The sequence below is a fragment of the Streptomyces sp. NPDC093064 genome (genome assembly GCF_044754605.1).
Classification (GTDB): Bacteria; Actinomycetota; Actinomycetes; order Streptomycetales; family Streptomycetaceae; genus Streptomyces.
In genome coordinates this window covers 43,755-68,197 of sequence record NZ_JBIVPK010000028.1, presented here as the reverse complement: position 1 = coordinate 68,197, position 24,443 = coordinate 43,755, and the positions used below count along the sequence as shown (strand labels likewise).

The following is a 24,443-nucleotide window of genomic DNA, read 5'->3' as shown; positions in this document are numbered from 1 at the left end:
TCAGCCCACCAGCTTCTCCAGCAGCACCGCGATGCCGTCCTCGTCGTTCGAGGCCGTCACCTCGTCGGCGACCGCCTTCAGTTCCTCGTGGGCGTTGGCCATCGCCACGCCGTGGGACGCCCAGGAGAACATCGGGACGTCGTTGGGCATGTCGCCGAAGGCGATGGCGTCCGCCGCCTTCAGGCCCAGCCGCCGCGCGGCCAGCGAGAGCCCCGTCGCCTTCGACAGACCCAGCGGCAGCAGCTCGACGATGCCCTCGCCGGCCATGGTCACCGAGACGAAACCGCCGGCGGTCCGGCGGGCCACGTCGGCCAGTTCGTCGTCCGTGAGGTCCGGGTGCTGGACGTAGATCTTGTTGAGGGGTGCGCTCCACAGGTCCGCGACGTCCGTGAACGGCGTCGCAGGAAGCGGGCCCGCGACCGCGTAGCCGGGACCGACCAGCACCTCGCCGTCCAGGCCGTCGCGGCTGGCCGCCAGGTACAGCGGACCGACCTCCGCCTCGATCTTGGCCAGGGCCACCGCCGCCAGTTGCCGGTCCAGGGTCACCGAGGTCAGCAGGCGGTGCTCCGCGGCGTCGTACACCTGGGCGCCCTGGCCGCAGACCGCGAGGCCCCGGTAGCCGAGGTCGTCGAGGACGTGCCGGGTCCAGGGCACCGCGCGGCCGGTGACGACGAGGTGCGCGGCACCCGCCGCGGTGGCCGCGGCGAGCGCCTCACGGGTGCGCTGGGAGACCGACCCGTCGGAGCGCAGGAGCGTCCCGTCGAGGTCGGTCGCGATCAGCGTGTAGGGGAACGGCCCGGCGGCGGGTCTCACTTGGCCACCGGTTCCAGGACCTTCCGGCCGCCGAGGTAGGGACGCAGCACTTCCGGCACCCGCACGGAGCCGTCGGCCTGCTGGTGGTTCTCCAGGATCGCGACGATCGTGCGCGGGACGGCGCACAGCGTGCCGTTGAGCGTCGCCAGCGGGCGGACCGCCTTGCCGTCACGGAAGCGGATCTGGAGCCGGCGCGACTGGAACTCGGTGCAGTCCGAGGTCGAGGTCAGCTCGCGGTACTTGTCCTGGGTCGGGACCCATGCCTCGCAGTCGAACTTGCGCGAGGCCGAGGCGCCCAGATCGCCCGAGGCGACGTCGATCACGCGGAACGGCAGCTCCAGCGAGGTCAGCCACTGCTTCTCCCACTCCAGCAGCCGGCGGTGCTCCTCCTGCGACTCCTCGGGGGTGACGTAGGAGAACATCTCGACCTTGTCGAACTGGTGGACGCGGAAGATGCCCTTGGTGTCCTTGCCGTGCGAGCCGGCCTCGCGGCGGAAGCACGGCGAGAACCCGGCGTACCGCAGCGGCAGGCGGTCGGCGTCGATGATCTCGTCCATGTGGTACGCCGCCAGCGGCACCTCGGAGGTGCCGACCAGGTACAGGTCGTCCTTGTCGAGGTGGTAGACGTCCTGGGCCGCCTGGCCGAGGAAGCCCGTGCCCGCCATCGACTGGGGGCGGACCAGCGCGGGGGTCAGCATCGGCGTGAAGCCGGCCGCGGTGGCCTGGGCGATCGCCGCGTTCACCAGCGCCAGCTCCAGCAGGGCGCCGACACCGGTGAGGAAGTAGAAACGCGAGCCGGAGACCTTCGCGCCGCGCTCCACGTCGATCGCGCCGAGGAGCTGGCCGAGCTCCAGGTGGTCCTTGGGCTCGAAGCCCTCGGCGGCGAAGTCGCGGATCGTGCCGTGCGTCTCCAGCGTGACGAAGTCCTCCTCGCCGCCGACGGGCACGTCGGGGTGGATGAGGTTGCCGAGCCGGAGGAGAAGCTCCTGGGTCTCGGCGTCGGCCGCGTCGCGCTCGGCGTCGGCGGTCTTGACGTCGGCGGCGAGCCCGCTCGCACGCTTCAGCAGCTCGGCCTTCTCGTCACCGGAGGCCTTGGGGATGAGCTTGCCCAGCGCCTTCTGCTCGGCGCGCAGCTCGTCGAAGCGGACGCCGGACGACCTGCGCCGCTCGTCGGCAGACAGGAGGGCGTCGACGAGCGCGACGTCCTCTCCACGGGCACGCTGCGAGGCGCGCACACGGTCGGGGTCCTCACGGAGCAGACGAAGGTCAATCACGCGGTCAAGGCTACCGGTGCGACGTTCCACCCCACGACCCAGTATTCCGAACCATGGCTTACGTGCCGCTACGGGGGAATCGCTTCCGGTGTCAATGGGGGAGACCTCGCCTCCCTGGAACGAGGCAGGCGGCGGGTGCCGGGTTGACCTGATTCCCTTGTGCGGAAGGGGACTTGAGGCCAGGTTGTCCACAGGAATCCACACCCCCGGAGAGTTATCCACAGGCTGTGTGGAAGATCTGTGGATTTCGGAATTGATCACTCCGGAAGCGTTGTGCGGAGGGAGGAATTCCTGTCTTGAAGTGCCCAGACGCCCACTTTCGGTGGAAAGGGGTCGCCCCAAAAGATGAACCAAAGGAGACGAGTGGACGAAGGGTGGCCTGTGGGGCCTCGACCGATCTTGAGGGCCGAAGGGCGATTTGTCGACCGAGCCCCCATTGGGTGTCGACTTGTCCCCAGGTCGAGAGAGGAGGGTGTGGATAACTTCTGTGGACAACCAAGACCGCGGGCAGCACCGGCCGGAAGCGGCACGACCGGCTAGAAACGGCCGTCCTGGCAGCGTGCCACCCAGTCCGCCGCCGCCACGAACTCCTGGTCCGAGGTCCCGGTCAGCGGAGGCCGTACGTCGGCCGTGTCACCGTCCGCCCGCGGGTACGAGCCCAGGAAGCGCACCTGGAGGCAGATCCGCTTGAGGCCCATCAGGGCCTCCGCCATCCGGCGGTCGTTGATGTGGCCCTCGGCGTCGACGCAGAAGCAGTAGTTGCCGATGCCGGCGCCCGTCGGGCGGGACTGCAGCAGCATCAGGTTGATACCGCGGGTGCTGAACTCGCCCAGCAGGTCGCGCAGCCCGCCGGGATGGTCGTCGCGCTGCCACAGCACCACGGACGTCTTGTCCGTGCCGCTCGGCGCGGCGGGCCGTGCGGGCCGGCCGACCAGCACGAACCGGGTCTGCGCGTTCTCCGCGTCGTGGATGTCCGTCTCCAGAGGCACGAGCCCGTACCGCGCGGCCGCGAACTCACCGGCGAACGCGGCGTCGTAGCGGCCCTCCTGGACCAGTCGAGCGCCGTCCGCGTTCGAGGCGGCCGACTCCCAGACGGCGTCCGGGAGGTTCGCCGAGAGCCAGTTGCGCACCTGCGGCTGGGCGGCCGGGTGGGCGGTGACCGTCTTGATGTCCGACAGCGTCGTGCCGGGCCTGACCAGCAGCGCGAAGGTGATCGACAGCAGCACCTCGCGGTAGATCATCAGCGGCTGGCCCGCGACCAGCTCGTCGAGCGTGGTGGTGATGCCGCCCTCGACGGAGTTCTCGATCGGCACGAAAGCGGCCTCGGCCGCTCCGGCCCGGACGGCGTCCAGCGCCGACTGCACGGACACGTACGGGACCAGTTCCCGCGTGGCCGTCTCGGGAAGGGTGCGCAGGGCGACTTCGGTGAAGGTGCCCTCGGGGCCGAGATACGCATAGCTCGCTGGCATGACCTCACCCTAATGGCCTCGGGGGGACCCGGCTCGCGTGTCTCACGGAAGCCCCTCCCCCGGGTGAACCGGGTGTGACGGGTGTGATCGCGCCGGCTCCCGCCGTGCTCACCCCTCCAGCAGCCGCTGCCCCACGTACTCGCCCTTCGCCGCCCCGCCCGGGACCGCGAACAGACCGCTCGCCTCGTGCCGGATGTACGCCGACAGCGCGTCGCCGCGGTCCAGCTTGCGCTGCACCGGTACGAAGCCGCGCAGCGGGTCCGCCTGCCAGCAGATGAACAGCAGGCCCGCGTCCGGGGCGCCGTCGGCGTCGAAGCCGTCGTGGTAGGAGAAGGGGCGCCGGAGCATGGCAGCGCCCCCGTTCTGTTCGGGTCGGGTGATCCGGGCGTGGGCGTTGACCGGGACGACGTAGGTGCCGTCCTTGCCGGTCTTCTCCAGGTCCATCGCGGTCGTCTCGGTGGAGCCGCCGAGCGGCGCCCCGTCGGACTTGCGGCGCCCGATGACGTTCTCCTGCTGGGGGAGCGACAGCTTCTCCCAGTCGTCCAGGAGCATCCGGATACGGCGTACGACGACGTAGGAGCCGTTCGCCATCCAGGCCGGATCGCCGTTCGCGGGCACGAAGAGGCGCTGGTCGAAGTCCGGGTCGGCCGGCTTCGGGTTGCGGGTGCCGTCGATCTGCCCCATCAGGTTGCGGGCCGTCATGGGCCGCGCGGTGGCTCCGGGGGAGCGGTTGAAGCCGTTCATCTGCCAGCGGACGCGGGCGGCGCCGCCCGCGTCCTTCTGGAGGGCGCGCAGGGCGTGGAAGGCGACCAGCGCGTCGTTCGCGCCGATCTGCACCCAGAGATCACCGTTGCTGCGGGCCTTGTCGAGCCGGTCGGAGGAGAAGTCGGGCAGCGGGTCGAGAGCACCGGGCCGCTGCCGGCGCAGTTCCGTCCGGTCGAAGAAGGAGTGGCCGAAGCCGAAGGTGATCGTCAGCGCCGAGGGGCCCGCGTCCTGTGCCACGGCGGTGTCGTCGTGCGCGGTGGGCTCACCCGCCATCAGCCGCTCGGCCGTCGCCGACCAGCGGCGCAGCAGCGCGGCGGCCTCCTTGCGACCCGCTCCGGGCGCGAGGTCGAAGGCGACGACATGGCCGCGGGCCTGGAGGGCGTCGGTGATGCCGGGCTGATGTTTCCCGTGAAACATCGCCCGGTCGGCGCCGAGCGAGGTGAGCGGGGTGGCACCGGCGGGCGCCGCCGTGTAGCCGAGGCCCGCGCCGGCCGCGCCGAGGACGAGCCCGGTGGCACCGGCCGTGCCGAGCAGCCGCCGGCGCGACACGGCCGCTCCTGCGGCGGTGCCGGCCCGCGTGGACGTCGCGACGGGCGAGGGGGTCGGGGAGGTGGCCTCCGGGGTGGACTGGTCGGTCATGGTGCGGTTCAGCCGATCTGCGCGTTCTTGGTGACGGTCACCTGGTCGATGTCGGAGGTCCGCACGGTCACGGCGACCTGCCAGTCGCCCGCCATGGGGATCTGCACTCCGCTCGCCACCCAGTGTCCGGTGGTGACGTGTTCGGGGTTCACCGGGAGCGGTCCGAGGTCCTTCGCGGCCAGCGTGAAGGCGATCTTGAGCTCGGTGATGTCGCGGAGGCGCCCGTTCGGCCCGAGGGAAAAGATGTGCAACTCGTTGCCGCCCACGCGCGCGGGGTCGATGTCGATCCGTACGACGCCCTTGCCGTCCTTGCCGCCGGTGTCGAACGGCATGTCGAGGGTGACCGCGCCCACCCCGGAGGACGAGGACGTGGGCGACGATGTGGCGGTCCTGGCCTCCGTCTCCGTGCGCCCCGGTTCGGTCTGCGTCAGCACGGTGGTGACGGCGAGCAGCACGACGGCGACACCCGCTTCCATCAGTACGGACCGGCGCAGCCCGAAGCGGTGGGGGTCGGCGTCCCGCAGCCGCTTTTGCCGTGCGGTGTCCACGGCGGCCTGCTGCCGGGCGAGCTGGGCGGCCCGCCGGGCGGCCTCCCCCTTCGCCGCCTTCCCACCGGGCTTGGCCTTGTTGCCGCCGGCCTTCCCGGTTTCGGTCTTCCCGGCCCCGGTCTTCCCGGTCCCGGCCTTCGCGTCCGGGCCGGGTTTCTTGCCCGCGGTCGCCGCGACCTTCGCCCGTGCCTTGGCCGGGGCCTTCGCGGCGGCCGTCTGCGCCAGTCGGCCCGTCCAGCGGCGGGAGGTCCAGGCGATGCCGACCATCAGCGCCACCAGACCGATCTTGACGAGGAGCAGCTGTCCGTAGCGGGTGTCGGTGAGTGCCGACCAGGAGCCGACCTGGCGCCAGGACTGATAGGTGCCGGTCGCGACCAGCGCGAGGACGGAACCGAAGGCGACTTGCGAGAAGCGGTGTACGGCCGCGGTCTCGACCGGAGTCTCGGCGGGCGCCCGGTACAGCGCGACCAGGAGGGCGACGAGACCGCCGAGCCAGGCGGCCACGGCGAGCAGGTGCACGACGTCGACCGGCATCGCGATGCCCGGTTGGAGCCCCGTCGAGGCGTGCTCGGACATGGCCCAGCTGGCCGCGAGTCCGACGGCGACCACGGTGCCGCCGATCGCGAGCCCGAAGGTCAGATCGCGCTTCTCGTCGTCCGTGCGCTTTTGGTACTCCCCGAAGAGCACCGCGACGAACAGCGCCGCCGCGGCGAGCAGCAGCAGCCGGGAGACGAGGGCCGCCCCGGTCTTGGTCTGGAGCACCTGCCCGAGGAGCGTCAGGTCGAAGACGTCCCCGATCTTTCCGGAGGAGGTGTAGGAGCCGCGCAGGAGCAGCAGCGCGAGTGTGGCCGCGGTGAGCGCGACCCAGCCGGAGACGACGAGCCGCTGCACCGCCCGCACTCCCGAGCCGCGCTGCCAGCAGGCCAGTACGAAGGCGGCACCGCCGGCCAGGACGACGAAGCCGGCGTACGACACGTACCGCCCGAACCCGTAGAGCCCGCCGACGATCCCGCCGCCCGCCGTCTGGTCGCCGACCGCGGCGGTCGTCTTGGAGGGAGCGCCGATGGAGAAGGTGTAGGCACCGCCGACGGGGTGGCTGTCGGCCGAGACCACCTGGTAGGCGACGGTGTAGGTGCCGTCCGGCAGCCCGCTGCGCAGGCGCACCGCGTACGTCGTCCCGCTGACCTCGGTGGGCTTCTCGGTGTCGACGCGGTTGCCCTTGGGGTCCAGGACGCGCAGCGAGTCGTTGCTCAGGGCAACCTGCTCGGAGAAGGTCAGCGACACCTGGGCGGGCGCCTTGTCGACCACCGCCCCCTGCTGCGGATCGCTGCCGGTCAGCGCGGCGTGCGCGGAGGCCGGGGCGGCTCCGGCGAGGAGCACGCCGGCGACGGCCATGAACAGCAGCATCAGGGCCCGGAAGCGTGGGGCGATGGTCTGCGACAAGGTGGTCCCTCCCTCAGTGTCCGGTCGCGGGGTTGAACGTGGCCGATTTCACCGGCATCTCGACCTTGACGGTGCCGGATTCGGCGAAGTGCAGTTCGACGAGGACCGTCTGGCCCTGCCGGGGCGCGCGCTTCAGCTTGTCGAACATCAGGTGGTTGCCGCCGCTCTCGAACACGAGCCGCCCGTGGGCGGGGACGGTGAGGGGACCGGCCTCCGTCATGACCCCGCCGGCGGTCTGGTGCACGGTGACGTCCTCGGCCTCGGCGCTGGTGACCGAGGTGAGTTCGTCCTTGGCGCCGCCCTTGTTCTCGATCGTCAGGAAGCCTGCCGCCATCGCGTCCGACATCGGCTGGGGCATGTAGGCGGAGTGGACGGACAGTTCGGCCTTCGCGTCGCCGGTCCCGGAGGACGCGCCGCAACCGGTCAGCAGGGCGGTACCGGTCAGGGCCGCGGCCACGAGTGCCGCCGCCGGTGCCGGCCGCCTCACGGGTTCTCCCCCTTGACGATCCTGGGGAGGTCCTTTGTGTAGTCGTCGACGGTGGCGTCCTCGCCGTAGAGGACGTATCCGGCGTCGGTCTTCGGGGAGAACGCGATCACCTGGGTGCCGTGCATCGAGACGAGCTTGCCGTTCTTGTCCTTCGAGGTCGGCTCGATGGAGATGCCCAGGGTGCGCGCGCCGGCCTGGATGGTGGAGAAGTCGCCGGTCAGTCCTATGAACTGCGGGTCGATCATCTTGAGCCACTTGCCGAGCTCGGCCGGGGTGTCGCGGTCCGGGTCTGTCGTGACGAACACCACGCGCAGGTCGTCCTGCTCTGCCTTGGGCAGCGCCTTCTTGGCGACCGCGATGTTGTTCATGGTCAGCGGGCAGGCGTCGGGGCAGTGGGTGTACCCGAAGTAGACCAGCGTCGGGTGGCCGGCGGTCTCCTTGCGGAGGTCGTACTGCTTTCCCCGGGTGTCGGTGAGGACCAGGTCCGGCTTCTCGAACGGTTGGTCGAGGACGGTCGCGGCCTTCTGCGAGGTGTCCTCGGAGACTACGGCGACGGGCTTCCCGCCGTCGCTGCCGCTGCCGCACGCGGAGAGGGTCATGGTGGCCGCGGCGAGCAGGGCGGCCGCGACGAAGGTCTTGTTGCGCATAGAGAAATGTCCCAGATGTGAGAACTCCGGCGCGCGCCGGGGGCCGTATGCGAGAGTCGCACGACCCCCGGAGCGCGTGACGGACGAGCCGGATCAGGCGGTGGTGCGCCTGCGGCCGGCGAGTACGCCGTAGGCCACGCCGGCCGCGCCGACGACGATGCCGAGGATGCCGAGGACGCGGGCGGTGGTGTCGCTGCCGCTCTTGGAGGTGTCGGCGGCGGTGGTCTGGGCGGCGGGCTTGGTGTCGGCGGCGTCCTTGGCCGACGCGTCGTGTCCGTCACCCTCCGAGGCCGCGGTCAGCTGAAGCACCGGCGCCGGGTTGTCCGGCTCCGCCTGGCCCTTCTGCGGCACCTCGATCCAGCGCACGACCTCCTTGTTGGAGTACGTCTGGATCGCCTTGAAGACCAGCTGGTCGGCGTCCTCGGGCAGGGTGCCGATGGAGACCGGGAACTTCTGGAAGAAGCCGGGCTTGATGCCGTCGCCGTCGGCGGTCCAGGTGACCTTGGTGACGGCTTCGGAGATCTTCTTGCCGTGCATCTCCAGCGGCTTGTCCAGCTGGGACTTGGTGACGTCGATCTTCCAGCCGGTCATCGGCTGCGGCATCACGGAGGCCAGCGGGTGGTCGGTCGGGAAGTTGACCTCGATCTTGGTGGTGGAGGCGTTGTCGCGCTCGTTGGGGACCTTGAAGTCGACGACGGCGTAGCCGCCCTTGGCGGCGGGGCCCTCCGGCTGGACGCTGACGTGCGCGAACGCGGGGGCGGACAGGGCGAGGACGGCCGAGCCGGCGACGGCGGCGGTGGCGACGAGTCGAGAAGCCTTCATAGGGGTGCACTCCGCTTCGGGTGAGTTCCGGTGTCTGGGGGGTGCGCGTGCGGGGCGGGACCGGTGCTCCCGGTGTTCCCGTCGGACGGGCACGCGCGCGTGCCGCACGACGGCGGCCGCTCCCCCGGCGGAAACCCGCTCGGTGGGCTGTGGTCGCGTCGCGTCAGGCAGCGAGGACGAGTGCGGCGGCGGCCGGCGGGCCGCGGCGGATCACCGTGTGCTGGAGTGCGGTGGTGTGCGGGGTGAGCGGCCCGGAGTCGGCGGTGCGCCGGAAGCGCGGGCCGGTGCCGGCCGCCGTGGGCAGCCCGGCGCACAGGGCGCGCACCAGGGCGAGCGCCCCGCGCAGGGACCGTACGAGCGCGGCCTCGGCGACTCCGTGCGCCGACAGTTCGATCAGCCGCAGCAGGGCCAGGTCGCCGCGCCGCAGCACCCAGCCCGTGGCGACGGCGGCCAGGACGTGGACGAGCAGCATCGGCAGGGACGGCAGCAGCGCGGCGGCCGCTCCGATGGGGAACGGGGAGCCCCCCGGGTGGTGCGGGGCGCTCGGGCCCGTGCCGACGCCGCCGTAGGCGTGTGCGTCGACGAGTATCCGGTAGGCCTGGGCCGGGCTGATCGCGGCGGCGGTCGCCCCGCACACGTACCGGGCGGCCTGCTGGACGAGTTCGGCGTCGGACAGCACGGGCGAACCCGTCGGTCCCGTCGATCCCGTGGAACCCATGGTCATGGCATCCGAGGCCATGGCGCCCATGCCGCTCTGCCCCATGCCGAACAGGCTGTGCAGCACGGTCTGGCCGACCACGAGCAGCGTCGCGATCCCCGGCAGGGAACGCGCGCGCCCGGCGAGGGGCGCCACCACGACCAGCGCCCCCAGGAACCCCGCGCCCAGCGTCCACAGCGGCACCGCGGCGCAGGAGGCCAGCGTGTGCCCGGCCGCGGCCAGCACGACGCAGACCGCGGCGAACACCGCGGCCCGCAAGATCCGGAGACCGCGTCCGGCGGGTGCCGTGCGCGGGCGGGGGGCAGACATGACGGCCTCATCATCCCACTGGACCCGGGCCCGCCGTATGGCAGGTCCACAAGATGCGGTAGATCCGGAAGGTCACGTTCTGATGCCGTCGGCCCGCACATACACCGATTCCCCGCCCCGCCGCGTCCGCCGATCGGACCGTGTCGTGTCAACGCCGTGCTTATGGCAGGGCACTCGGGGCAATACGTAACGGTATGTCGAGCCGCGCCGGGAGGCTGGAGCATGAGCATCTGGTGGTCACTCCATCTGCGGCGTGACGCCGCGAGCGTGCCGCTCGCGCGGCGCCTGCTGCTCGGCACGATGGAGACCGCGGGCGTCGACCCCGACATCTCCTACGACCTGTCCGTGGCCCTGAGCGAGGCCTGCGCGAACGCGGTGGAGCACGGCGGGGACACCGAATCCTCCGGCGGGTACCGCGTCACCGCCTTTCTCGACGGAGAGAAGTGCCGCATCGAGGTGGCCGACGCGGGCCCCGGCTTCCCGCCTGCGGGCCGCGGCCGCCGCCGCCCGGTCCGCGCCGCGCGCGCCGAGGCCGAGCACGGCCGCGGCCTGTATCTCATCCAGGAACTCGCCGATCATGTCCACATCCGCAACAGGCCGGGCCGGGGCGGCGCGGTGGTGAGCTTCGACAAGATCCTCAAGTGGCGCGAGGACGCCCCGCTGGCGGCGGTGTAACGCGGCCGGTCGCGGTGCAGGGCCGCGCGAGACGTCGGCCGGAAGTGCGGGCGTGTCCCGGGTCGGGCGGCGGGGCGTAACCCCCTCAGGCGTCGGCCAGGAGCTTCGCCAGGGCCTCCAGGGCCTCGGGGTAGACCCGTTCCCGGGGGGTGCCGTAGCCGACGACCACGCCCTGGGGGTGGCCCTCGCCGGGGGCGTGCCAGTGGTCGGCCAGACGGCCGAGCGCCAGGCCCACCGCCTCCGCGCGGGCCAGCGTCTCCGCTTCGTCGGCGACGTCCACCAGGGCGTGCAGACCGGCGGCGATCCCGCGCACCCGGCGGGGGCCCAGGCGGTCCAGGAGCTGGTCCCGGCGGCGTCGGTAGCGAAGACGGCACGCGCGTATGTGCCGGTCGTAGGCGTGGCTGTCGATCAGCTCGGCGAGCGCCAACTGGCCGATGGTCTCGGTGTGGTGGTCGCTGTGCAGCTTGGCCTCGGCCACCGCGTCGACCAGGTGCGGCGGCAGCACCATCCAGCCCAGTCGCAGGGCCGGTCCGAGGGTCTTGGACGCGGTGCCCAGATAGGCGACCTGACCGGGCGCCATGCCCTGGAGCGCGCCCACCGGCTGGCGGTCGTAGCGGAACTCGCCGTCGTAGTCGTCCTCGACGATCAGCCCTCCACGCGCGCGTGCCCAGTCGGTCAGCGCCCGCCGCCGCTCCGGGTGCAGGGTCACGCCGGTCGGGTACTGGTGCGCCGGGGTGACGACGACGGCCTTCTGCTCGCCCAGGTCCTGGGCGCACACACCGCGTTCGTCGACCCGGACCGGCGCCACGCTGCCGCCCGCCCGCCGCACCACCTCCCGGTGGAAGGGCAGCCCGGGGTCCTCCATGGCGACCTCGGCCCCGTCCAGTACGCGGGTGAGGAGCGCCAGCCCCTGCACGTACCCCGAGGTGATGACGATCCGCTCGGGCGGAGCGATCACCCCGCGCGCCCGCCCCAGATAGCCCGACAGCGCCGTGCGCAGCTCGATCCGGCCGCGCGGGTCGCCGTAGTCGTACGTCAGCGAGGGTGCCGTCGCGATGGCCCGGCGCAGTGCCCGCAGCCAGGCCGCCGCCGGGAAGGTGCCGACGTCCGGGCTGCCGGGCCGTAGGTCGAAACGGGGAGCACGCGCGCGTGCCGCCGCTCCCGGCTCCTGCGCGTCGACGGCCGGCAGGGCGGCGACCCGGGTGCCCGATCCCTGTCGCGCCGTCAGATAGCCCTCGGCGACCAGCTGGTCGTACGCCGCCTTCGCGGTGCCTCGCGAGATGCCGAGTTCGGCGGCCAGCCGGCGGGTCGCCGGCAGCCGTGTCCCGGGCGACAGCCGCCCGTCCCGCACCGCGTCGCGGAGCGCCTTCTCCAGCCCCGCCCGGCGGCCCGCCGCCGCGTCCGGTTCCAGATGCAGGTCCAACCCGGCACCGGACCAGAAGTCCTCCACGAGAACCCTCCCCCTAGGTACGTGAATGCACGTCCGGGACCCGCGCCCCGGCACAGGAAGGCCGGGCACCCGCGGGTACCCGGCCGTCGGACCCGTATCAGCTCTTCAGCGACGCCATCCAGGCCTCGACCTCGTCGGAGCGGCGCGGAAGGCCGGCCGAGAGGTTGCGGTTGCCGTCCTCGGTGACCAGGATGTCGTCCTCGATGCGGACGCCGATGCCGCGGTACTCCTCCGGGACGGTCAGATCGTCGGCCTGGAAGTACAGGCCCGGCTCGACGGTGAGGACCATGCCCGGCTCCAGCGTGCCGTCGACGTACGTCTCGGTCCGCGCGGCGGCGCAGTCGTGGACGTCCATGCCGAGCATGTGGCCGGTGCCGTGCAGCGTCCAGCGGCGCTGCAGACCCAGCTCCAGGACCCGCTCGACCGGGCCCTCGACCAGGCCCCACTCGACGAGCTTCTCCGTGAGCACGCGCTGGGCGGCGTCGTGGAAGTCGCGGTACTTGGCACCGGGCTTGACCGCCGCGATGCCGGCCTCCTGGGACTCGTACACCGCGTCGTAGATCTTCTTCTGGATCTCGTTGTACGTGCCGTTGACGGGCAGCGTGCGCGTGACGTCGGCGGTGTAGAGGGTGTGCGTCTCCACGCCCGCGTCCAGCAGGAGCAGGTCGCCGGAGCGGACCGGGCCGTCGTTGCGCACCCAGTGCAGGGTGCAGGCGTGCGGGCCGGACGCGCAGATGGAGCCGTAGCCGACGTCGTTGCCCTCGACGCGCGCGCGGAGGAAGAACGTTCCCTCGATGTAGCGCTCGCTGGTCGCCTCGGCCTTGTCGAGGACCTTCACCACGTCCTCGAAGCCGCGCACGGTGGAGTCGACGGCCTTCTGCAGCTCGCCGATCTCGAAGTCGTCCTTGACCACGCGGGCCTCGGAGAGGAAGACCCGCAGCTCCTCGTCGCGCTCGGCGGTGACCTTGTCGGTCAGGGCGGCCTCGAGGCCGGCGTCGTAGCCGCGCACGACGCGGACCGGGCCGGTGGCCTCGCGCAGCTTGTCCGCCAGTTCACGCACGTCGGAGGTCGCGATGCCGTACAGGGTCTCGGCCTCGCCCAGGGAGTGGCGGCGGCCGACCCACAGCTCGCCCTGGCCGGAGAGCCAGAACTCGCCATTCTCACGGTCGGAGCGCGGCAGGAGGTAGAGCGTTCCCCGGTGCCCGTCCGCGGTGGGCTCCAGGACCAGGACGCCGTCCTCGGTCTGGTTGCCGGTGAGGTAGGCGTACTCGACCGAGGAGCGGAAGGGGTACTCGGTGTCGTTCGAGCGGGTCTTCAGGTTGCCCGCGGGGATGACCAGGCGCTCGCCGGGGAAGCGTGCGGACAGTGCGGCGCGGCGGCGCGCGGTGTGCTCCGCCTGCTCGACCGGTTCCAGGCCGTGCAGCTCGGTGTCGGCCCAGCCGGACTTCATGTTCTCGGCGAGCTCGTCGGACACGCCCGGGTACAGGCCGTTCTTCCGCTGCTTGATCGGTTCTTCTTCGGCGGTCTCCGGGGTCTCCGGCAGCTCCTGCGCCACGGTCTTCCTCCTCGATACAGCCATTGGGCCATCCCCCATCGTACGGTCGTGCGGAAGGGGGCCAGAGGCGGAAGCACCTGTTACCGGGTCACCGGGCGGCCTACTCGAAGCACGCCGCCAGCAGCGCCACGTCCTCCGCGCCGTCGGTCACGTCGAGACCGTTCGGCAGGACCGTGTGCATGACGTGGTCGGCGACGGCTCCCGGGTCGTGTCGCAGTGTCCGCGGGACGCTCGCCGCGGCCGTGTGCAGCCGGGCGAAGGCGCGGTCCACGGGATCGCCGGTGCGGTGCAGCAGCCCGTCGGTGTAGAGCAGCAAAGTCTCGCCCGCGGCCACCTGGAACTCCACGCTCGGCGCCTCCCAGCAGGAGAGCATGCCCAGCGGCGCGGACACGGACGTCTCCACGAACTCCGTGCGCCGTTCGCCGAGCAGCAGCGGGGGGCAGTGCCCGGCGCCCGCCAGGGTGATGCGGCGCAGGGCGGGTTCGCAGTAGGCGAACAGGGCCGTGGCGGAGCGGGCGGGCTCGGTCAGCCGCAGAAGCAGTTCGAGGTCGGACAGGACGGCGACGGGATCCTCGCCCTCCATCACCGCGTACGCCCGCAGGGACGCCCGCAGCCGGCCCATCGCGGCGATCGCGCCGGGCCCGGCGCCGGTGACCGAGCCGACCGCGAGGCCGAGCGCGGCGTCGGGCAGCGGCAGTGCGTCGTACCAGTCGCCGCCGCCGCGCGGCCCGGTGCGGTGCCGGGAGGCGAGCCGGACACCGGGGACGCGAGGCAGCCGGGAGGGCAGCAGCTCCTCGTAGACCGTCGCCATGCACGCGCGCGTGCGCTCGGTGTCGAGCAGGCGCGCCAGGTGCTCGGTGGCGAAGCGGAGGTAGAGGCCGGCGAGGTGGCGCTGCCGCTCGGCCGGTTCGGCGGGCTCGTCGTAGAACCACACGGCGGCGCCGAGGCGGCCCGCGGTCTCGGTGGACAGGGGCAGCGCGTAGCTGGCGGCGTAGCCGAGACGGTCGGCCACCTCGCGGTGGCGCGGATCGAGGCCGTCCTCGGCGAACAGGTCGGGGCGCACGACCTCGCCGTCGCCGCCCGGCAGCCCGGCCGCGGTGTCGAGGAGCGTCCCGTAGGGCATGGCGCTGCGCGGCACGGTCTCGATGTGGCCGAGATCGGCCCGTGCGAGGCCGAGGCCGATGGTGGTGTCGGGGCCGAGTCCGTCGTCCGGTTCGAGGACGGCGAGACCGCGCGGGGCGCCGACGAGGGCGGCGCCGGCGCGCAGCAGTTCCTTCAGGGCGGCGTCGAGTCCGCTCGTACGGGCCAGCCGTTCGGTGAGCTCGTTCAGGGTGGTGAGGTCGGAGACCCAGCCGGCGAGCCGGTCCTGGAGGAGGGCGCCCGGTGGGCGGGGCGCGTGCGCGCCGGACGGACCACTCGGGGAGGGGTCCGGGACGGCGGGCGAGGGCGCGACAGTGTGTGCGGGTGCCGGAACCGTTGAATCGATTCCAGCCACTTTCGGAGGGTGGGGGGCGTTCATGGCGTCCGGCTTTCCGACCGGTGCGTATTGCTCAAAAGCATCGCAAACCCCCATGTCATTCTGCGCCGCCAGCAGTGTCTCCACATGTACACGCACTCGTGAGGGGATGTCCAGCATTGTCCTGCCGGGTTTCCTGGTGTCAGAGGGCTTCTCGGGGTCTTCTTCCCCGCCTCTTGCGAAAAGGGGAAGTTGGCTTGAAACTGCCTCGGGTGACGGCCTGTTGCGGTCGACTGGGCTTGCTCGACAGAGCGTCACAGCGGTCGTGATGGGTACGTACTCGGAGAAGGCCAGGGGTGGTTGGGTGCTACCCGGAACCTGGTGACGGACCCGGGCGTCTTAGCCACCGACGACCGTGCCCCATCCTTGCGCGATGGAGGCGGAGAGCAGAACACAAGACGGCATAACGCCACGCTCCGCCACCCCGCGCCACGCCCATGCTTCTGGTAGACGCAGTATGGACGGGGCTGCCGTGGAAGCAGCCGATGCTCGGCCCATAGGGGTTCCCCGTGCCTGAAGGCAGGGGTGTGATGCGCCAACAGGTACGCACAGTGCAGTGATCGACACAAGTTGTGAGTGGTCCACGGTGTTGCCAGCGGTGCAACGGAAAGGAACGAGCGCTCATGCGCGAGATCCCCGGAAGGCGACGCAGGCTCCCGTCCCAGCACAGTGACGGGGGGCCTGAGCCGATCAGCGCGGCCCTGACTTTCGCGACCCGGTGGCAGTGGCCCGTGCTACCGGGCGTGGCACCGGATCCGCGGCGCAGCGGCCGCTGCGGCTGCCCCGACCCGGAGTGCACGGTGCCCGGCGCGCACCCCTTCGAACCCGGCCTCCTCGCGGCCACCGCCGACGCCCGCATGGTGCGCTGGTGGTGGACCAACCGGCCCACCGCGCCGATCATCCTGGCCACCGGGGGCAAGGCCCCCTGCGCGGTGAGCCTGCCGGCCCTCCCGGCCGCCCGCGCCCTCACGGCGCTCGACCGCGTCGGCATGCGACTCGGCCCGGTCGTGGCCTCGCCCACGCGCTGGGCGATCCTCGTCAAGCCGTACTCCATGGAGCAGTTGGGCGAACTGCTCTACGCCAAGGACTTCGTCCCCGGCTCCCTCCGCTTTCACGGCGAGGGCGGCTACCTCGCCCTGCCTCCCTCCGAGACCGGGGCCGGCCCGATCCGCTGGGAGCGTGCCCCGCTGCCCGGTTCCGCCTCGCCCTGGGTGCCCGATGTGGAGGCCGTGGTCGACGCGGTGGTGGAGGCCCTCACCCGTACGGGTGTGAGCGCCCCCGAGTTCTAGGGGTGTCGCGGCCGCGGCGGGCGAAGCGCCCGCCCGGGGCCGTTATCGTCCCCGCATGCTGCGTCGTACCGCCGGACCCGGAAGCCGAGTGCCGCGCGGCGGCCCCGATCCCCAGCGCGTCCGCCTGCTCGCCCTCCTGGGCGTCGTCGGCTGCGCCGTTGTACTGCCGCTGGCCGGGGCGTCCGCGGGCCAGGTGGGCGACCGGAGCGGTACGGGCGCCCGGTCCGCGGTGCGTTCCCTGCCGTCCGGCGACGACAAGATGCCCTCCGCCGCGCCCGCCCGTTCCCCGCTGGTGCTCGGCCTGGGGCTCGCGACCGCCGCGCGCTGCGGCCCCGAGATCACCTCGCCCGACGGGGTCGAGGCGCAGACCTGTGTGCTGATCCAGGGCCAGGACACCTGGGCGCGCACCTACTACCGCAACGCGATGGGACGGCCTCTGGACGTCGACCTGGCCCTGATGGGTCCGGGCGAGCGCACCGTGCGGACGCACTGCGCGCAGGCCGGGGGCGGGGAGCCGGAGACCTGTGAGACGCCGCGGGAGCGCAGCCGGGGGACGGCGGCGGAGTACAGCGCGGTCGCGGAGTTCGCAGAGCGCGGCGGACGCGCTGCGCTGCTGCTGCGATCCGGGAGCAACTCGCCCATGACGACGGGCGGTTGACGTCCGGCTGCGCTGGGTGAGCGGCGGCGGACACGTAAGCGCCCGGTTGCTGGCGACGGGGGATGCACCAGCAACCGGGCTACTGGAACGGTAACAAGAGATCGGCAGTTCGCAAATTCGATCCCGGCTTTCCAGTCACCGGGTGGACTGCCTTTCCGGTCACCGACTCGCCTGAGCCGTCCGCCGGTTGTGACCGGGGTCACCCGATCTGCCCGAGCGGGGCGGCCGACCGGAGGGCCGGCCGCCCGGTCGTCGCTCAGCTCAGCGTGACCTGGCGGTTGGTCAGACCGCCGCGGGCCCGGCGCTCGTCCCCGGTCAGCGGCGTCTGCGTGGCCAGCGCGGCGGCCAGTTGCTCGGCGAACTCGGCGGCCGGCTTCTCCACGTCCTGGGCGCCCATCTCGCTCGGCAGGTCCCACACGGGCACGATGAGGCCGTGCGCCCGGAAGGAGCCCACGAGACGGGTGCCTTCACCGAGGTTCGACCGGCCCGCCGCGTGCAGCCGCGCGAGAGCGTCCAGAAGCTGCTCCTCCGCGTGCGGCATGACCCAGCGCAGGTGGTTCTTTTCCGGCGTCCGGCACCAGTACGCCGCCTCGACGCTCTCCAGGCGCACGGTCGGAATCGCCGCCGCGTTGGCCCGCTCCAGGGAGGCGGTGACCTCCGGCGTCGCGTTCTCCGCGTCCGGCACCCAGAACTCGAAGCCCTCGTGCACCACCGGCTCGAAGGGGGCTTCGAGGTCGAGCAGGTCCTGCAGCCGCGGGCCGTCGGCCGGGGCGCGGCGGCCCTGCACCGGGGTGCCGGGCTTGGCCTCCAGGGCGCACAGCAGGGTGTCGGCGAGGTCGCGGCTGATGTCGCCGGACGCCGTGTCGTTCTGGAGGCCGAGCAGCACCGAGCCGTCGTCGCGGCGCAGTGCGGGCCAGGCCATCGGCAGGACCGTGGCGAGCGTGACCGCCGGGACGCCGTCGGGCAGGCCGTCGCGGAGCGCCAGCCCGGCCGTGGCGGCGGGGACCAGCTCGCGCAGCGCCACCCAGTCGCACTCGCCGGGCAGTCCCTCGAAGGGCCGCTGCACCAGCTCGGTCACCGCGTGCGCGGCGGCTCGGCCGTGGCAGGCCTTGTACCGCCGGCCGCTGCCGCACGGGCAGGGCTCGCGCGCACCGACGACCGGGATCTCTCCATCCGTGAGCTGCGGGCGCTTGGCCTTCGTCTGGGGTCGCTTCTTGGCCATCTGGGTGTCTCCCGGTTACGGCTCGTCTCGTACGGCGCGAGCCTAGCCGTTCACGCCGTCATCGACGGGACCCTGTGGACGCGGCGGGGGAATGGCGGGGAACACCACGGAACAGAGGGGAACGCCGGGGGACGGGGACGACCGGCCGGCCTGCGCGCCCGCGCCCGCGGCCCGACCTGGGCATCGCCCGGGCGCGGCGCACGCGTGCGTGTTCAGTCCAGGTCGCCGAAGACGTCCGTGAAGCCCAGATCGGGCAGCGCCGACACGGGCGGTGCGGTGATCCGGGAGGCGAAGTCGTCGCGACGGTGACCGGCGTCCGGGTCGTGCACGTCGTCGTGGACGACCACCCATACGGTGACCTCGCCGCCGACGCCGTCCCGTACCCCCCAGTCGTCGCAGAGGGCGGTGATGATGTTGAGCCCGCGGCCACCGTGCGCGGTGACCGAGGGAGTGGCCGGGGACGGGCGGGTCGGGCCGCCGCCGTCGGTCACCTCGACGATCAGGCTGCCGCCGGCGTCCACGCGCCATGCGGCCCGGACGTCGCCGTCGCCGGCCAGGGCGCCGCGCAGCGGCCGGCCGTGCTTGCAGGCATTGCTCAAGAGTTCGGAAAGGACCAATACGGCGTCGTCGATGACCGATTCCGCCACGCCACCGCTGCGCAACTGATCACGCATCCGGTGCCTTGCTTCCCCCACGCCCGCAGGGCCATGGGGTACGGCCATGCTCGACGACGTGGGCACCTCCTGTGCCACCACCAACGCCACCCCCGAGACCTCCTTCGCCCCACGCCACGGTGTGGATGCCCCACCGGCCTGTACCGGAAACCGGCCGAATCGCGTCCGGCGACGCATTTGGAACATCCGATCACTCAGCGAACGCGCCGGAGCACTCCCTGTCATCGCGGCTGGACCGGCGGCCGGTCAGCGGCCGAGCCGGTGCAGGACCGCGCGCGGGCGGTTGGTGATGATGGCGTCCACCCCCAGGTCCACGCAGAGGTCGACGTCCTCGGGGTCGTTCACCGTCCACACGTGCACCTGGTGTCCCGCCTGCTTGAGCCGCTCCACGTACGCCGGCTGGTTGCGCACGATCCGGATCGAGGGCCCCGCGATCCCGACGCCCGCCGGCAGCCGCCCGTCCCGCAGCCGCGGTGAGACGAACTGCAGCAGGTAGACCGTCGGCAGGGCCGGCGAGGCCGCCCGCACCCGGTGCAGGGAGCGCGCTGAGAAACTCATCACACGTACCGGCGACCTCGCGGCCGAGGCCGGGGCGTCCAGTCCGAACCGCTTCAGGAGCGTCAGCAGCCGCTCCTCGACCTGCCCGGCCCACCGCGTCGGGTGCTTGGTCTCGATGGCCAGCTCCACCGGCCGTCCGGCGTCGGCGACGAGTTCGAGCAGCCGCTCCAGGGTGAGGACGGACGTGTCCTCGGGGTCCTCGGGCCGCACCTCCCAGTCCGGCTCCTCGACCCGGCCGCGCCAGGACGCGCGCGTGCGCCAGGACCCGAAGTCCAGCGCGGCGAGGTCGGCGAGTTCCAGGGCGGACACCGCTCCCCGGCCGTTGGACGTACGGTTGACGCGCCGGTCGTGCACGCAGACGAGATGGCCGTCCGCGGTCAGGCGTACATCGCACTCGAGGGCGTCCGCGCCGTCCTCGATGGCCTTTCGGTAGGCGGCCAGCGTGTGCTCCGGGGCGGCCTCGGAGGCTCCACGGTGGGCGACGACTTGGATGTGGTGCTGTCGTGCGTGGGTCACCGCGTCATGGTGCCACCGCGGCGGAATGGGCGAGACGGTGGGGAGCCGTCGATAATGTGTCTGTTTCATGTGAGATGACCTATATAAAGAATGTACCCGGACCCACAGCAACGGCTTATGGTGCTCTGACGGCCCGTGGGAAAAGCTGACTACGTACACACCTGCACATGCACAGCTGGAGCGCGCCGGGTCACCGGCGGGCATGGCTGACCGAGTGCGACCAACAACAGCCGTGGACCAAGGAGAAGAGCTGTGAGCACCGAGAACGAGGGCAACACGGTACCCCCGGCGCCGTCCGCACCTCCCGTGCCGGTGGATACTCCCGCTGCTTCCCCGCACCCGGCCGCCCCCCAGGGCGGCCCGTCCGCACCTCCGCCCCCGGACGCGCCTCCGCACCTCCCGGGAGCCCACGACGGGGCCGGCGCGCCCGCACCGCAGGGTCACGGCTCGCCCGTCGACGGCTCCTGGCCGCCCCCGTCCCCCGCCGCGCCCGCCTACGGGGACGGCGGCGCGGGAGGCTCCGGCTGGGGCGCCGCGTACCAGCAGCACCAGCCCGCGCCCAAGTCCGGCGGCCGGCGCGGCGGCCTGGTCGCCGCGGTCCTGGTGGCCGCGCTCGTCGCCGGCGGACTGGGCGGCGGACTCGGCTACACACTGGCCAGGAACGACGACAGCAGCTCCACCACGGTCTCCGCCTCCGACAACGGCGCCTCGCAGATCAAGCGGGACCCGAACTCGGTCGCGGGCGTGGCCGCCAAAGCCCTGCCGAGCACGGTCACCATCGAGGCCGAGGGAACCGGCGGCCGGGGCGGCACCGGCACCGGCTTCGTCTTCGACACCCAGGGACACATCCTCACCAACAACCACGTGGTGGCCGAAGCCGTCGACGGCGGCAAGCTCAGCGCCACCTTCCCCGACGGCAGGAAGTACGACGCCGAGGTCGTCGGCCACGCCCAGGGCTACGACGTCGCGGTCATCCGGCTCAAGAACGCCCCCTCGGACCTCAAGCCGCTCGCCCTCGGCGACTCCGACAAGGTGGCCGTCGGCGACGAGACGATCGCCATCGGCGCACCCTTCGGCCTGTCGAACACGGTGACGACCGGCATCATCAGTGCGAAGAACCGTCCCGTCGCCTCCAGTGACGGCGGCTCCGACAGCAAGGCCTCCTACATGAGCGCCCTGCAGACGGACGCCTCCATCAACCCGGGCAACTCCGGCGGCCCGCTCCTCGACGCGCGCGGCGCGGTCATCGGCATCAACTCCGCCATCCAGTCCTCGGGCAGCGGCGGCCTCGGCGGCGCGGGCCAGTCCGGCTCGATCGGCCTCGGCTTCGCCATCCCGATCAACCAGGCCAAGTACGTCGCCCAGCAGCTGATCAAGACCGGCAAGCCCGTCTACGCCAAGATCGGCGCGTCGGTCTCCCTGGGGGACACGACCAACGGCGCCAAGATCACCGACCAGGGCGTCAGCGGATCGGCCCCGGTCGAAGCGGGCGGCCCCGCCGCCGAGGCCGGCCTCAAGCCCGGTGACGTCATCATCAAGCTCGACGACCGGGTCATCGACTCCGGCCCCACCCTCATCGGCGAGATCTGGACCCACAAGCCCGGCGACAAGGTCACCGTCACCTACAAGCGCGACGGCAAGGAGCGCACGGCGGACCTCACGCTCGGCTCCCGCGTCGGCGACAGCTGATCCCACGCGCGCCTGCCAACCCGTTAGTCTTGTCCCCGCGCCGCCGCGCACGAGCGGCGCGGGGTGGGTTGCCCGAGCGGCCTAAGGGAACGGTCTTGAAAACCGTCGTGGCAGCGATGTCACCGTGGGTTCAAATCCCACACCCACCGCAGCAGGTCAGAAGCTTGCAGGTTAGAAGGGGTGCCACCCTCCGGGGCGGCACCCCTTCTGCGTGCACCTTGTCTCACCCCGACTCGGCCGTATCCCAGCTTTGACCAGTACGTATGGGCCATCTGTGGGCCAGAACTCAGACCGACGAACCCGCGGGATGTCGCATAGCAGGGCACAAGCGCATCAGGCGCCGGTGCTCAGGCCGGTATCGGTATCGCCGAGGTGTCATGGACGACGGTCACCGGGATGCCGCCCGTGAGCGCTGCCAGCCGGTCGCGCAGGGCCTGCGAGGCGGCGCCCTGCGCGGTCGTGTTCACGACGACGCCTGAGGCGTCCGGGGGTAGCCAGGAGGAGTACAGCGGGAACCCCAGCAGCCGCCCCTGGTCGTCCGCCGTGTTGATCTTGTCGAGCGCGGCGACCAGAGTGCGTTCTGCATAGCTGCAGCGGTACAGGTCCAGGCGGGAGAGGTCGATGCCCGGGTCCGCCTGCTTGGCCGCCGCCGCGAGCTGCCGCCCGCGGGCCAGGTCGGTCACGCACAGCGCCACCCGGCCCGGAGGGTAGTCGGTCATGTGCGAGCCGTAGACGTCCGCGAAGGCGTCGCGTCCCTGAGCACCCACGGCCTCGGACAGCGCCTCGGCGACCGGGTCGTTCCACAGCGCGTCGTCGATCGGGTCGTTGGACAGCTCCTCGGCGGCCGAGTCGTTGGTGGGGGTGGCGTCCACACTGGTGGGCTCGGGATCGTCCTGCAAATCGTCGGCGGTAGGGCAGTTCTTCTCATCCGGTACCGCCCTGGGCGCGGATCTGATTGGGGCGGTGACAACGGTCTGGTCGGCGTTGCGTGCGCATCCCGTGACTGGCAGCAGCGCGGAACACGCGATCAAGGCGGCAACAGCGGTGTAACGGCGCATGAGTGGCTCCTTGGCAGGAAACGACCTGTGCCACTTCGACACGGAACGCCCCCAAGGAGTTGCCCTCACCGTCCGTGACATGTTCGTGAACAGCACCCGAAGCACGCTGCGACAGCCGGTCGCGGCCAGCCGGCTCTGTCCACCCTCACCATGGTCGGTGGCGCGCCCCCCGCAGCGCCTCGTGCCCGTCTGGATCGACGTGTGCGACGCGCTGCGGGGAAGCACACCTTCAGGGCTGCTCCCCTTCATCAAGCGCGCGTGAGATCAGGTCGTTGGAGTGCTTCTCGCCACCATTCAGGATCTTTGCGTAGAAGCGGTACAGAACTGCGATGCTGTGGCCGGCGCGAGCGGCAACCTCTGCGGGGTCCACCCCTGATTTGATCCAGAGGGAGACGCCGGCGTGGCGGAGTGAGTACGGCACAGCGGCGAGTTCCGATTTCACCTCACGAGGCGACAGCACCGCCTTCCGCGCTCCCTCCCAGACGTCGCAATACTCGGTGGAGGGGACGCGCCCACCCCGCGCAGCACGGAACAATCGGCCGTCATCAGCCCTGCCGTATCGCGTGATGTGTTCACGGAGCAGATGCACGAGAACCGGCGGGATGGGCACGGTCCGCGTCGCACCGCGCTTGCGCCTCTTCAAGCCGCGCTTCTCGTACGACGTGCCGTCGTCCGTCCACCCGCCGCCCACCTCGGGACGGCTCTCCCCGAGCAGCAGTTCGCCCCACTCCTTCACGGACTCAGGTGAGTTGGGTGGCAGGGTGCAGTCCGCTTCAGTGAGCGCGACGATCTCACCAGGGCGCATGGCTGCGTAGTAGAGGCATCCGAAGAACGCGTGCAGGTGCTGGCCGCGCGGCCCAGAATCGCGGACAGCTCCGAGCAAGGACCGCGCCAGTCTCGGGTCCGGCACGTACCGGAAGTCGATTTCGTCATCGTTCTCGGGCGGCGTCCAGTCCACGCGGGGAAGCGGATTGGACGCGAGGAGCCCTTTCTCCTCGACCGTGTAGCGCAGCACGTTGCTCAGCACCATGCGCTTACGTCTGGCTGTGTTCTCGGCGGCCTTTCCTCCGTCCAGACGGAGTGAGAGAGCTTCCAGGGCCGGACGTAGAAGGGCGGGGTCCTCCAAGTCCTTGACCTTGATGGAGCGGGCGGAGACCCACTCCAGTGCGGCGCGGATCTCGGCGGGGGGTTCCTCGGCGACGTGTCGCGGTACCCATGCCCCTTCCGGACTCCGAACAGCTCGGAACGCCCACTGATAGAGGGCAGTGCGCAGTATCGCGGGGCGGGGTGCTCCCCGCTTGCTGGTGACCAGCACGGGCGTTACGACAGCGAGGGATTCCGCGATGCTCGCGCGGTGCTTAGCGGCGGCGCGTGGCCACTTCATCAGTACGTACCCCGTGACGTGCTCGTACCAGGAAGGGGAGGTGAGAGCCAACAACTCACGTGCGGGCAGGCCCGTTTCCTCGTCGAACTGTTGTTGGTCTCGCAGGGCGGCCATCAGCTCCGCCCGACGACCGTCCGCTTGCGGCTTGAGCTTGAAACTGCGCGAGTGGGGCCGCTCGCCGACCCGCCAACGCAGTTCCCACGGCTTCGGGCGGCCCGTGCGCTTGCGGATCGACCAGATGTCGACGTCGTACGTGAGCATGTCT

Annotated in this window: 21 protein-coding genes and 1 tRNA gene; 5 read left to right on the top strand and 17 right to left on the bottom strand. The window is 71.7% G+C overall.

Features of this window, described 5'->3' with window-relative positions; translation table 11 throughout:
* From ACIQFZ_RS28270 to ACIQFZ_RS28230, 9 genes are all read right to left on the bottom strand, one after another.
* Entirely contained in the window at positions 1–813 is an 813-nt protein-coding gene (locus tag ACIQFZ_RS28270) for an HAD family hydrolase (RefSeq protein ID WP_376652783.1), read from the bottom strand.
* The gene (gene serS, locus ACIQFZ_RS28265; protein WP_376546984.1) at positions 810–2,087 is read right to left on the bottom strand and encodes a serine--tRNA ligase; all 1,278 of its coding nucleotides are present in this window, start codon (positions 2,085–2,087) and stop codon (positions 810–812) included. Before serS ends, ACIQFZ_RS28270 begins: the two co-directional genes overlap by 4 nt.
* Positions 2,088–2,623: 536 nt before the next feature.
* Positions 2,624–3,556 carry a prephenate dehydratase gene (gene pheA, locus ACIQFZ_RS28260; RefSeq protein ID WP_361421124.1) on the bottom strand — a complete coding sequence of 311 codons (933 nt, stop codon included), beginning with the start codon at positions 3,554–3,556 and terminating at the stop codon, positions 2,624–2,626.
* 108 nt (positions 3,557–3,664) lie between these two features.
* Positions 3,665–4,960: an iron uptake transporter deferrochelatase/peroxidase subunit gene (efeB, locus tag ACIQFZ_RS28255; protein WP_365429613.1), complete on the bottom strand. Its 1,296-nt coding sequence runs from the start codon at positions 4,958–4,960 to the stop codon at positions 3,665–3,667.
* A gap of 8 nt (positions 4,961–4,968) precedes the next feature.
* On the bottom strand, positions 4,969–6,951 hold the full coding sequence (locus tag ACIQFZ_RS28250; RefSeq protein WP_365429611.1) for a copper resistance protein CopC: 1,983 nt from the start codon (positions 6,949–6,951) through the stop codon (positions 4,969–4,971).
* A 13-nt stretch (positions 6,952–6,964) separates the two neighbouring features.
* Positions 6,965–7,438 carry a copper chaperone PCu(A)C gene (locus ACIQFZ_RS28245; protein ID WP_365429609.1) on the bottom strand — a complete coding sequence of 158 codons (474 nt, stop codon included), beginning with the start codon at positions 7,436–7,438 and terminating at the stop codon, positions 6,965–6,967.
* Positions 7,435–8,085 (bottom strand): SCO family protein, encoded by a 651-nt coding sequence (locus tag ACIQFZ_RS28240; protein ID WP_365429607.1) that lies wholly within the window; start codon positions 8,083–8,085, stop codon positions 7,435–7,437. The genes ACIQFZ_RS28245 and ACIQFZ_RS28240 overlap by 4 nt, the downstream gene beginning before the upstream one ends.
* A gap of 93 nt (positions 8,086–8,178) precedes the next feature.
* A complete protein-coding gene (locus tag ACIQFZ_RS28235) occupies positions 8,179–8,907 on the bottom strand; it encodes a YcnI family protein (protein ID WP_365429605.1) in 729 nt (242 codons plus the stop codon).
* A gap of 163 nt (positions 8,908–9,070) precedes the next feature.
* The gene (locus ACIQFZ_RS28230) at positions 9,071–9,934 is read right to left on the bottom strand and encodes a hypothetical protein (protein WP_383056735.1); all 864 of its coding nucleotides are present in this window, start codon (positions 9,932–9,934) and stop codon (positions 9,071–9,073) included.
* A 222-nt stretch (positions 9,935–10,156) separates the two neighbouring features.
* On the opposite strand from ACIQFZ_RS28230, the gene ACIQFZ_RS28225 reads away from it, so the two are divergent.
* The gene (locus ACIQFZ_RS28225; protein WP_365429601.1) at positions 10,157–10,609 is read left to right on the top strand and encodes an ATP-binding protein; all 453 of its coding nucleotides are present in this window, start codon (positions 10,157–10,159) and stop codon (positions 10,607–10,609) included.
* Between the two features lie 85 nt (positions 10,610–10,694).
* Here ACIQFZ_RS28225 and ACIQFZ_RS28220 read toward each other — a convergent pair whose 3' ends face one another.
* The 3 genes from ACIQFZ_RS28220 to ACIQFZ_RS28210 all read right to left on the bottom strand — a co-directional run bounded on the left by ACIQFZ_RS28220 (position 10,695) and on the right by ACIQFZ_RS28210 (position 15,250).
* Complete coding sequence (locus tag ACIQFZ_RS28220; RefSeq protein ID WP_402692445.1) at positions 10,695–12,059, bottom strand: PLP-dependent aminotransferase family protein; 1,365 nt, start codon at positions 12,057–12,059, stop codon at positions 10,695–10,697.
* Positions 12,060–12,156: 97 nt separating this feature from the next.
* Complete coding sequence (locus ACIQFZ_RS28215) at positions 12,157–13,638, bottom strand: aminopeptidase P family protein (RefSeq protein ID WP_402692444.1); 1,482 nt, start codon at positions 13,636–13,638, stop codon at positions 12,157–12,159.
* 76 nt (positions 13,639–13,714) lie between these two features.
* Positions 13,715–15,250: a PP2C family protein-serine/threonine phosphatase gene (locus ACIQFZ_RS28210; protein WP_376652784.1), complete on the bottom strand. Its 1,536-nt coding sequence runs from the start codon at positions 15,248–15,250 to the stop codon at positions 13,715–13,717.
* Between the two features lie 503 nt (positions 15,251–15,753).
* On the opposite strand from ACIQFZ_RS28210, the gene ACIQFZ_RS28205 reads away from it, so the two are divergent.
* Together ACIQFZ_RS28205 and ACIQFZ_RS28200 are read left to right on the top strand one after the other, a co-directional pair.
* Entirely contained in the window at positions 15,754–16,419 is a 666-nt protein-coding gene (locus tag ACIQFZ_RS28205; RefSeq protein WP_365429047.1) for a bifunctional DNA primase/polymerase, read from the top strand.
* Positions 16,420–16,474: 55 nt separating this feature from the next.
* The gene (locus ACIQFZ_RS28200) at positions 16,475–17,077 is read left to right on the top strand and encodes a hypothetical protein (protein ID WP_376652786.1); all 603 of its coding nucleotides are present in this window, start codon (positions 16,475–16,477) and stop codon (positions 17,075–17,077) included.
* Positions 17,078–17,333: 256 nt separating this feature from the next.
* Here ACIQFZ_RS28200 and ACIQFZ_RS28195 read toward each other — a convergent pair whose 3' ends face one another.
* From ACIQFZ_RS28195 to ACIQFZ_RS28185, 3 genes are all read right to left on the bottom strand, one after another.
* On the bottom strand, positions 17,334–18,299 hold the full coding sequence (locus tag ACIQFZ_RS28195) for a DUF5926 family protein (protein WP_365429041.1): 966 nt from the start codon (positions 18,297–18,299) through the stop codon (positions 17,334–17,336).
* A 212-nt stretch (positions 18,300–18,511) separates the two neighbouring features.
* Positions 18,512–19,150, bottom strand: a complete 639-nt coding sequence (locus tag ACIQFZ_RS28190) for an ATP-binding protein (RefSeq protein ID WP_365774845.1) — start codon at positions 19,148–19,150, stop codon at positions 18,512–18,514.
* Positions 19,151–19,219: 69 nt separating this feature from the next.
* Entirely contained in the window at positions 19,220–20,047 is an 828-nt protein-coding gene (locus tag ACIQFZ_RS28185; RefSeq protein WP_365429036.1) for a glycerophosphodiester phosphodiesterase, read from the bottom strand.
* A gap of 252 nt (positions 20,048–20,299) precedes the next feature.
* Here ACIQFZ_RS28185 and ACIQFZ_RS28180 point away from each other — a divergent pair, with 252 nt between their 5' ends.
* Both ACIQFZ_RS28180 and ACIQFZ_RS28175 read left to right on the top strand, forming a co-directional pair.
* Positions 20,300–21,736: a trypsin-like peptidase domain-containing protein gene (locus ACIQFZ_RS28180; RefSeq protein WP_365429033.1), complete on the top strand. Its 1,437-nt coding sequence runs from the start codon at positions 20,300–20,302 to the stop codon at positions 21,734–21,736.
* A 62-nt stretch (positions 21,737–21,798) separates the two neighbouring features.
* Positions 21,799–21,885: transfer RNA gene (locus tag ACIQFZ_RS28175), tRNA-Ser, on the top strand.
* Positions 21,886–22,083: 198 nt separating this feature from the next.
* Here ACIQFZ_RS28175 and ACIQFZ_RS28170 read toward each other — a convergent pair.
* Positions 22,084–22,635 carry a hypothetical protein gene (locus ACIQFZ_RS28170; protein ID WP_383130185.1) on the bottom strand — a complete coding sequence of 184 codons (552 nt, stop codon included), beginning with the start codon at positions 22,633–22,635 and terminating at the stop codon, positions 22,084–22,086.
* Between the two features lie 388 nt (positions 22,636–23,023).
* Entirely contained in the window at positions 23,024–24,439 is a 1,416-nt protein-coding gene (locus ACIQFZ_RS28165; RefSeq protein ID WP_402692443.1) for a tyrosine-type recombinase/integrase, read from the bottom strand.
* Positions 24,440–24,443: the final 4 nt, after the last annotated feature.

Coding starts and splice junctions, on each gene's coding strand:
- pheA (WP_361421124.1), bottom strand. CDS start 3,556: ATGCCAGCGAGCTATGCGTATCTCGGCCCCGAGGGCACCTTCACCGAA.
- efeB (WP_365429613.1), bottom strand. CDS start 4,960: ATGACCGACCAGTCCACCCCGGAGGCCACCTCCCCGACCCCCTCGCCC.
- ACIQFZ_RS28240 (WP_365429607.1), bottom strand. CDS start 8,085: ATGCGCAACAAGACCTTCGTCGCGGCCGCCCTGCTCGCCGCGGCCACC.
- ACIQFZ_RS28235 (WP_365429605.1), bottom strand. CDS start 8,907: ATGAAGGCTTCTCGACTCGTCGCCACCGCCGCCGTCGCCGGCTCGGCC.
- ACIQFZ_RS28230 (WP_383056735.1), bottom strand. CDS start 9,934: ATGTCTGCCCCCCGCCCGCGCACGGCACCCGCCGGACGCGGTCTCCGG.
- ACIQFZ_RS28225 (WP_365429601.1), top strand. CDS start 10,157: ATGAGCATCTGGTGGTCACTCCATCTGCGGCGTGACGCCGCGAGCGTG.
- ACIQFZ_RS28215 (WP_402692444.1), bottom strand. CDS start 13,638: ATGGCTGTATCGAGGAGGAAGACCGTGGCGCAGGAGCTGCCGGAGACC.
- ACIQFZ_RS28210 (WP_376652784.1), bottom strand. CDS start 15,250: ATGCTGGACATCCCCTCACGAGTGCGTGTACATGTGGAGACACTGCTG.
- ACIQFZ_RS28205 (WP_365429047.1), top strand. CDS start 15,754: ATGCGCGAGATCCCCGGAAGGCGACGCAGGCTCCCGTCCCAGCACAGT.
- ACIQFZ_RS28200 (WP_376652786.1), top strand. CDS start 16,475: ATGCTGCGTCGTACCGCCGGACCCGGAAGCCGAGTGCCGCGCGGCGGC.
- ACIQFZ_RS28195 (WP_365429041.1), bottom strand. CDS start 18,299: ATGGCCAAGAAGCGACCCCAGACGAAGGCCAAGCGCCCGCAGCTCACG.
- ACIQFZ_RS28190 (WP_365774845.1), bottom strand. CDS start 19,150: ATGCGTCGCCGGACGCGATTCGGCCGGTTTCCGGTACAGGCCGGTGGG.
- ACIQFZ_RS28165 (WP_402692443.1), bottom strand. CDS start 24,439: ATGCTCACGTACGACGTCGACATCTGGTCGATCCGCAAGCGCACGGGC.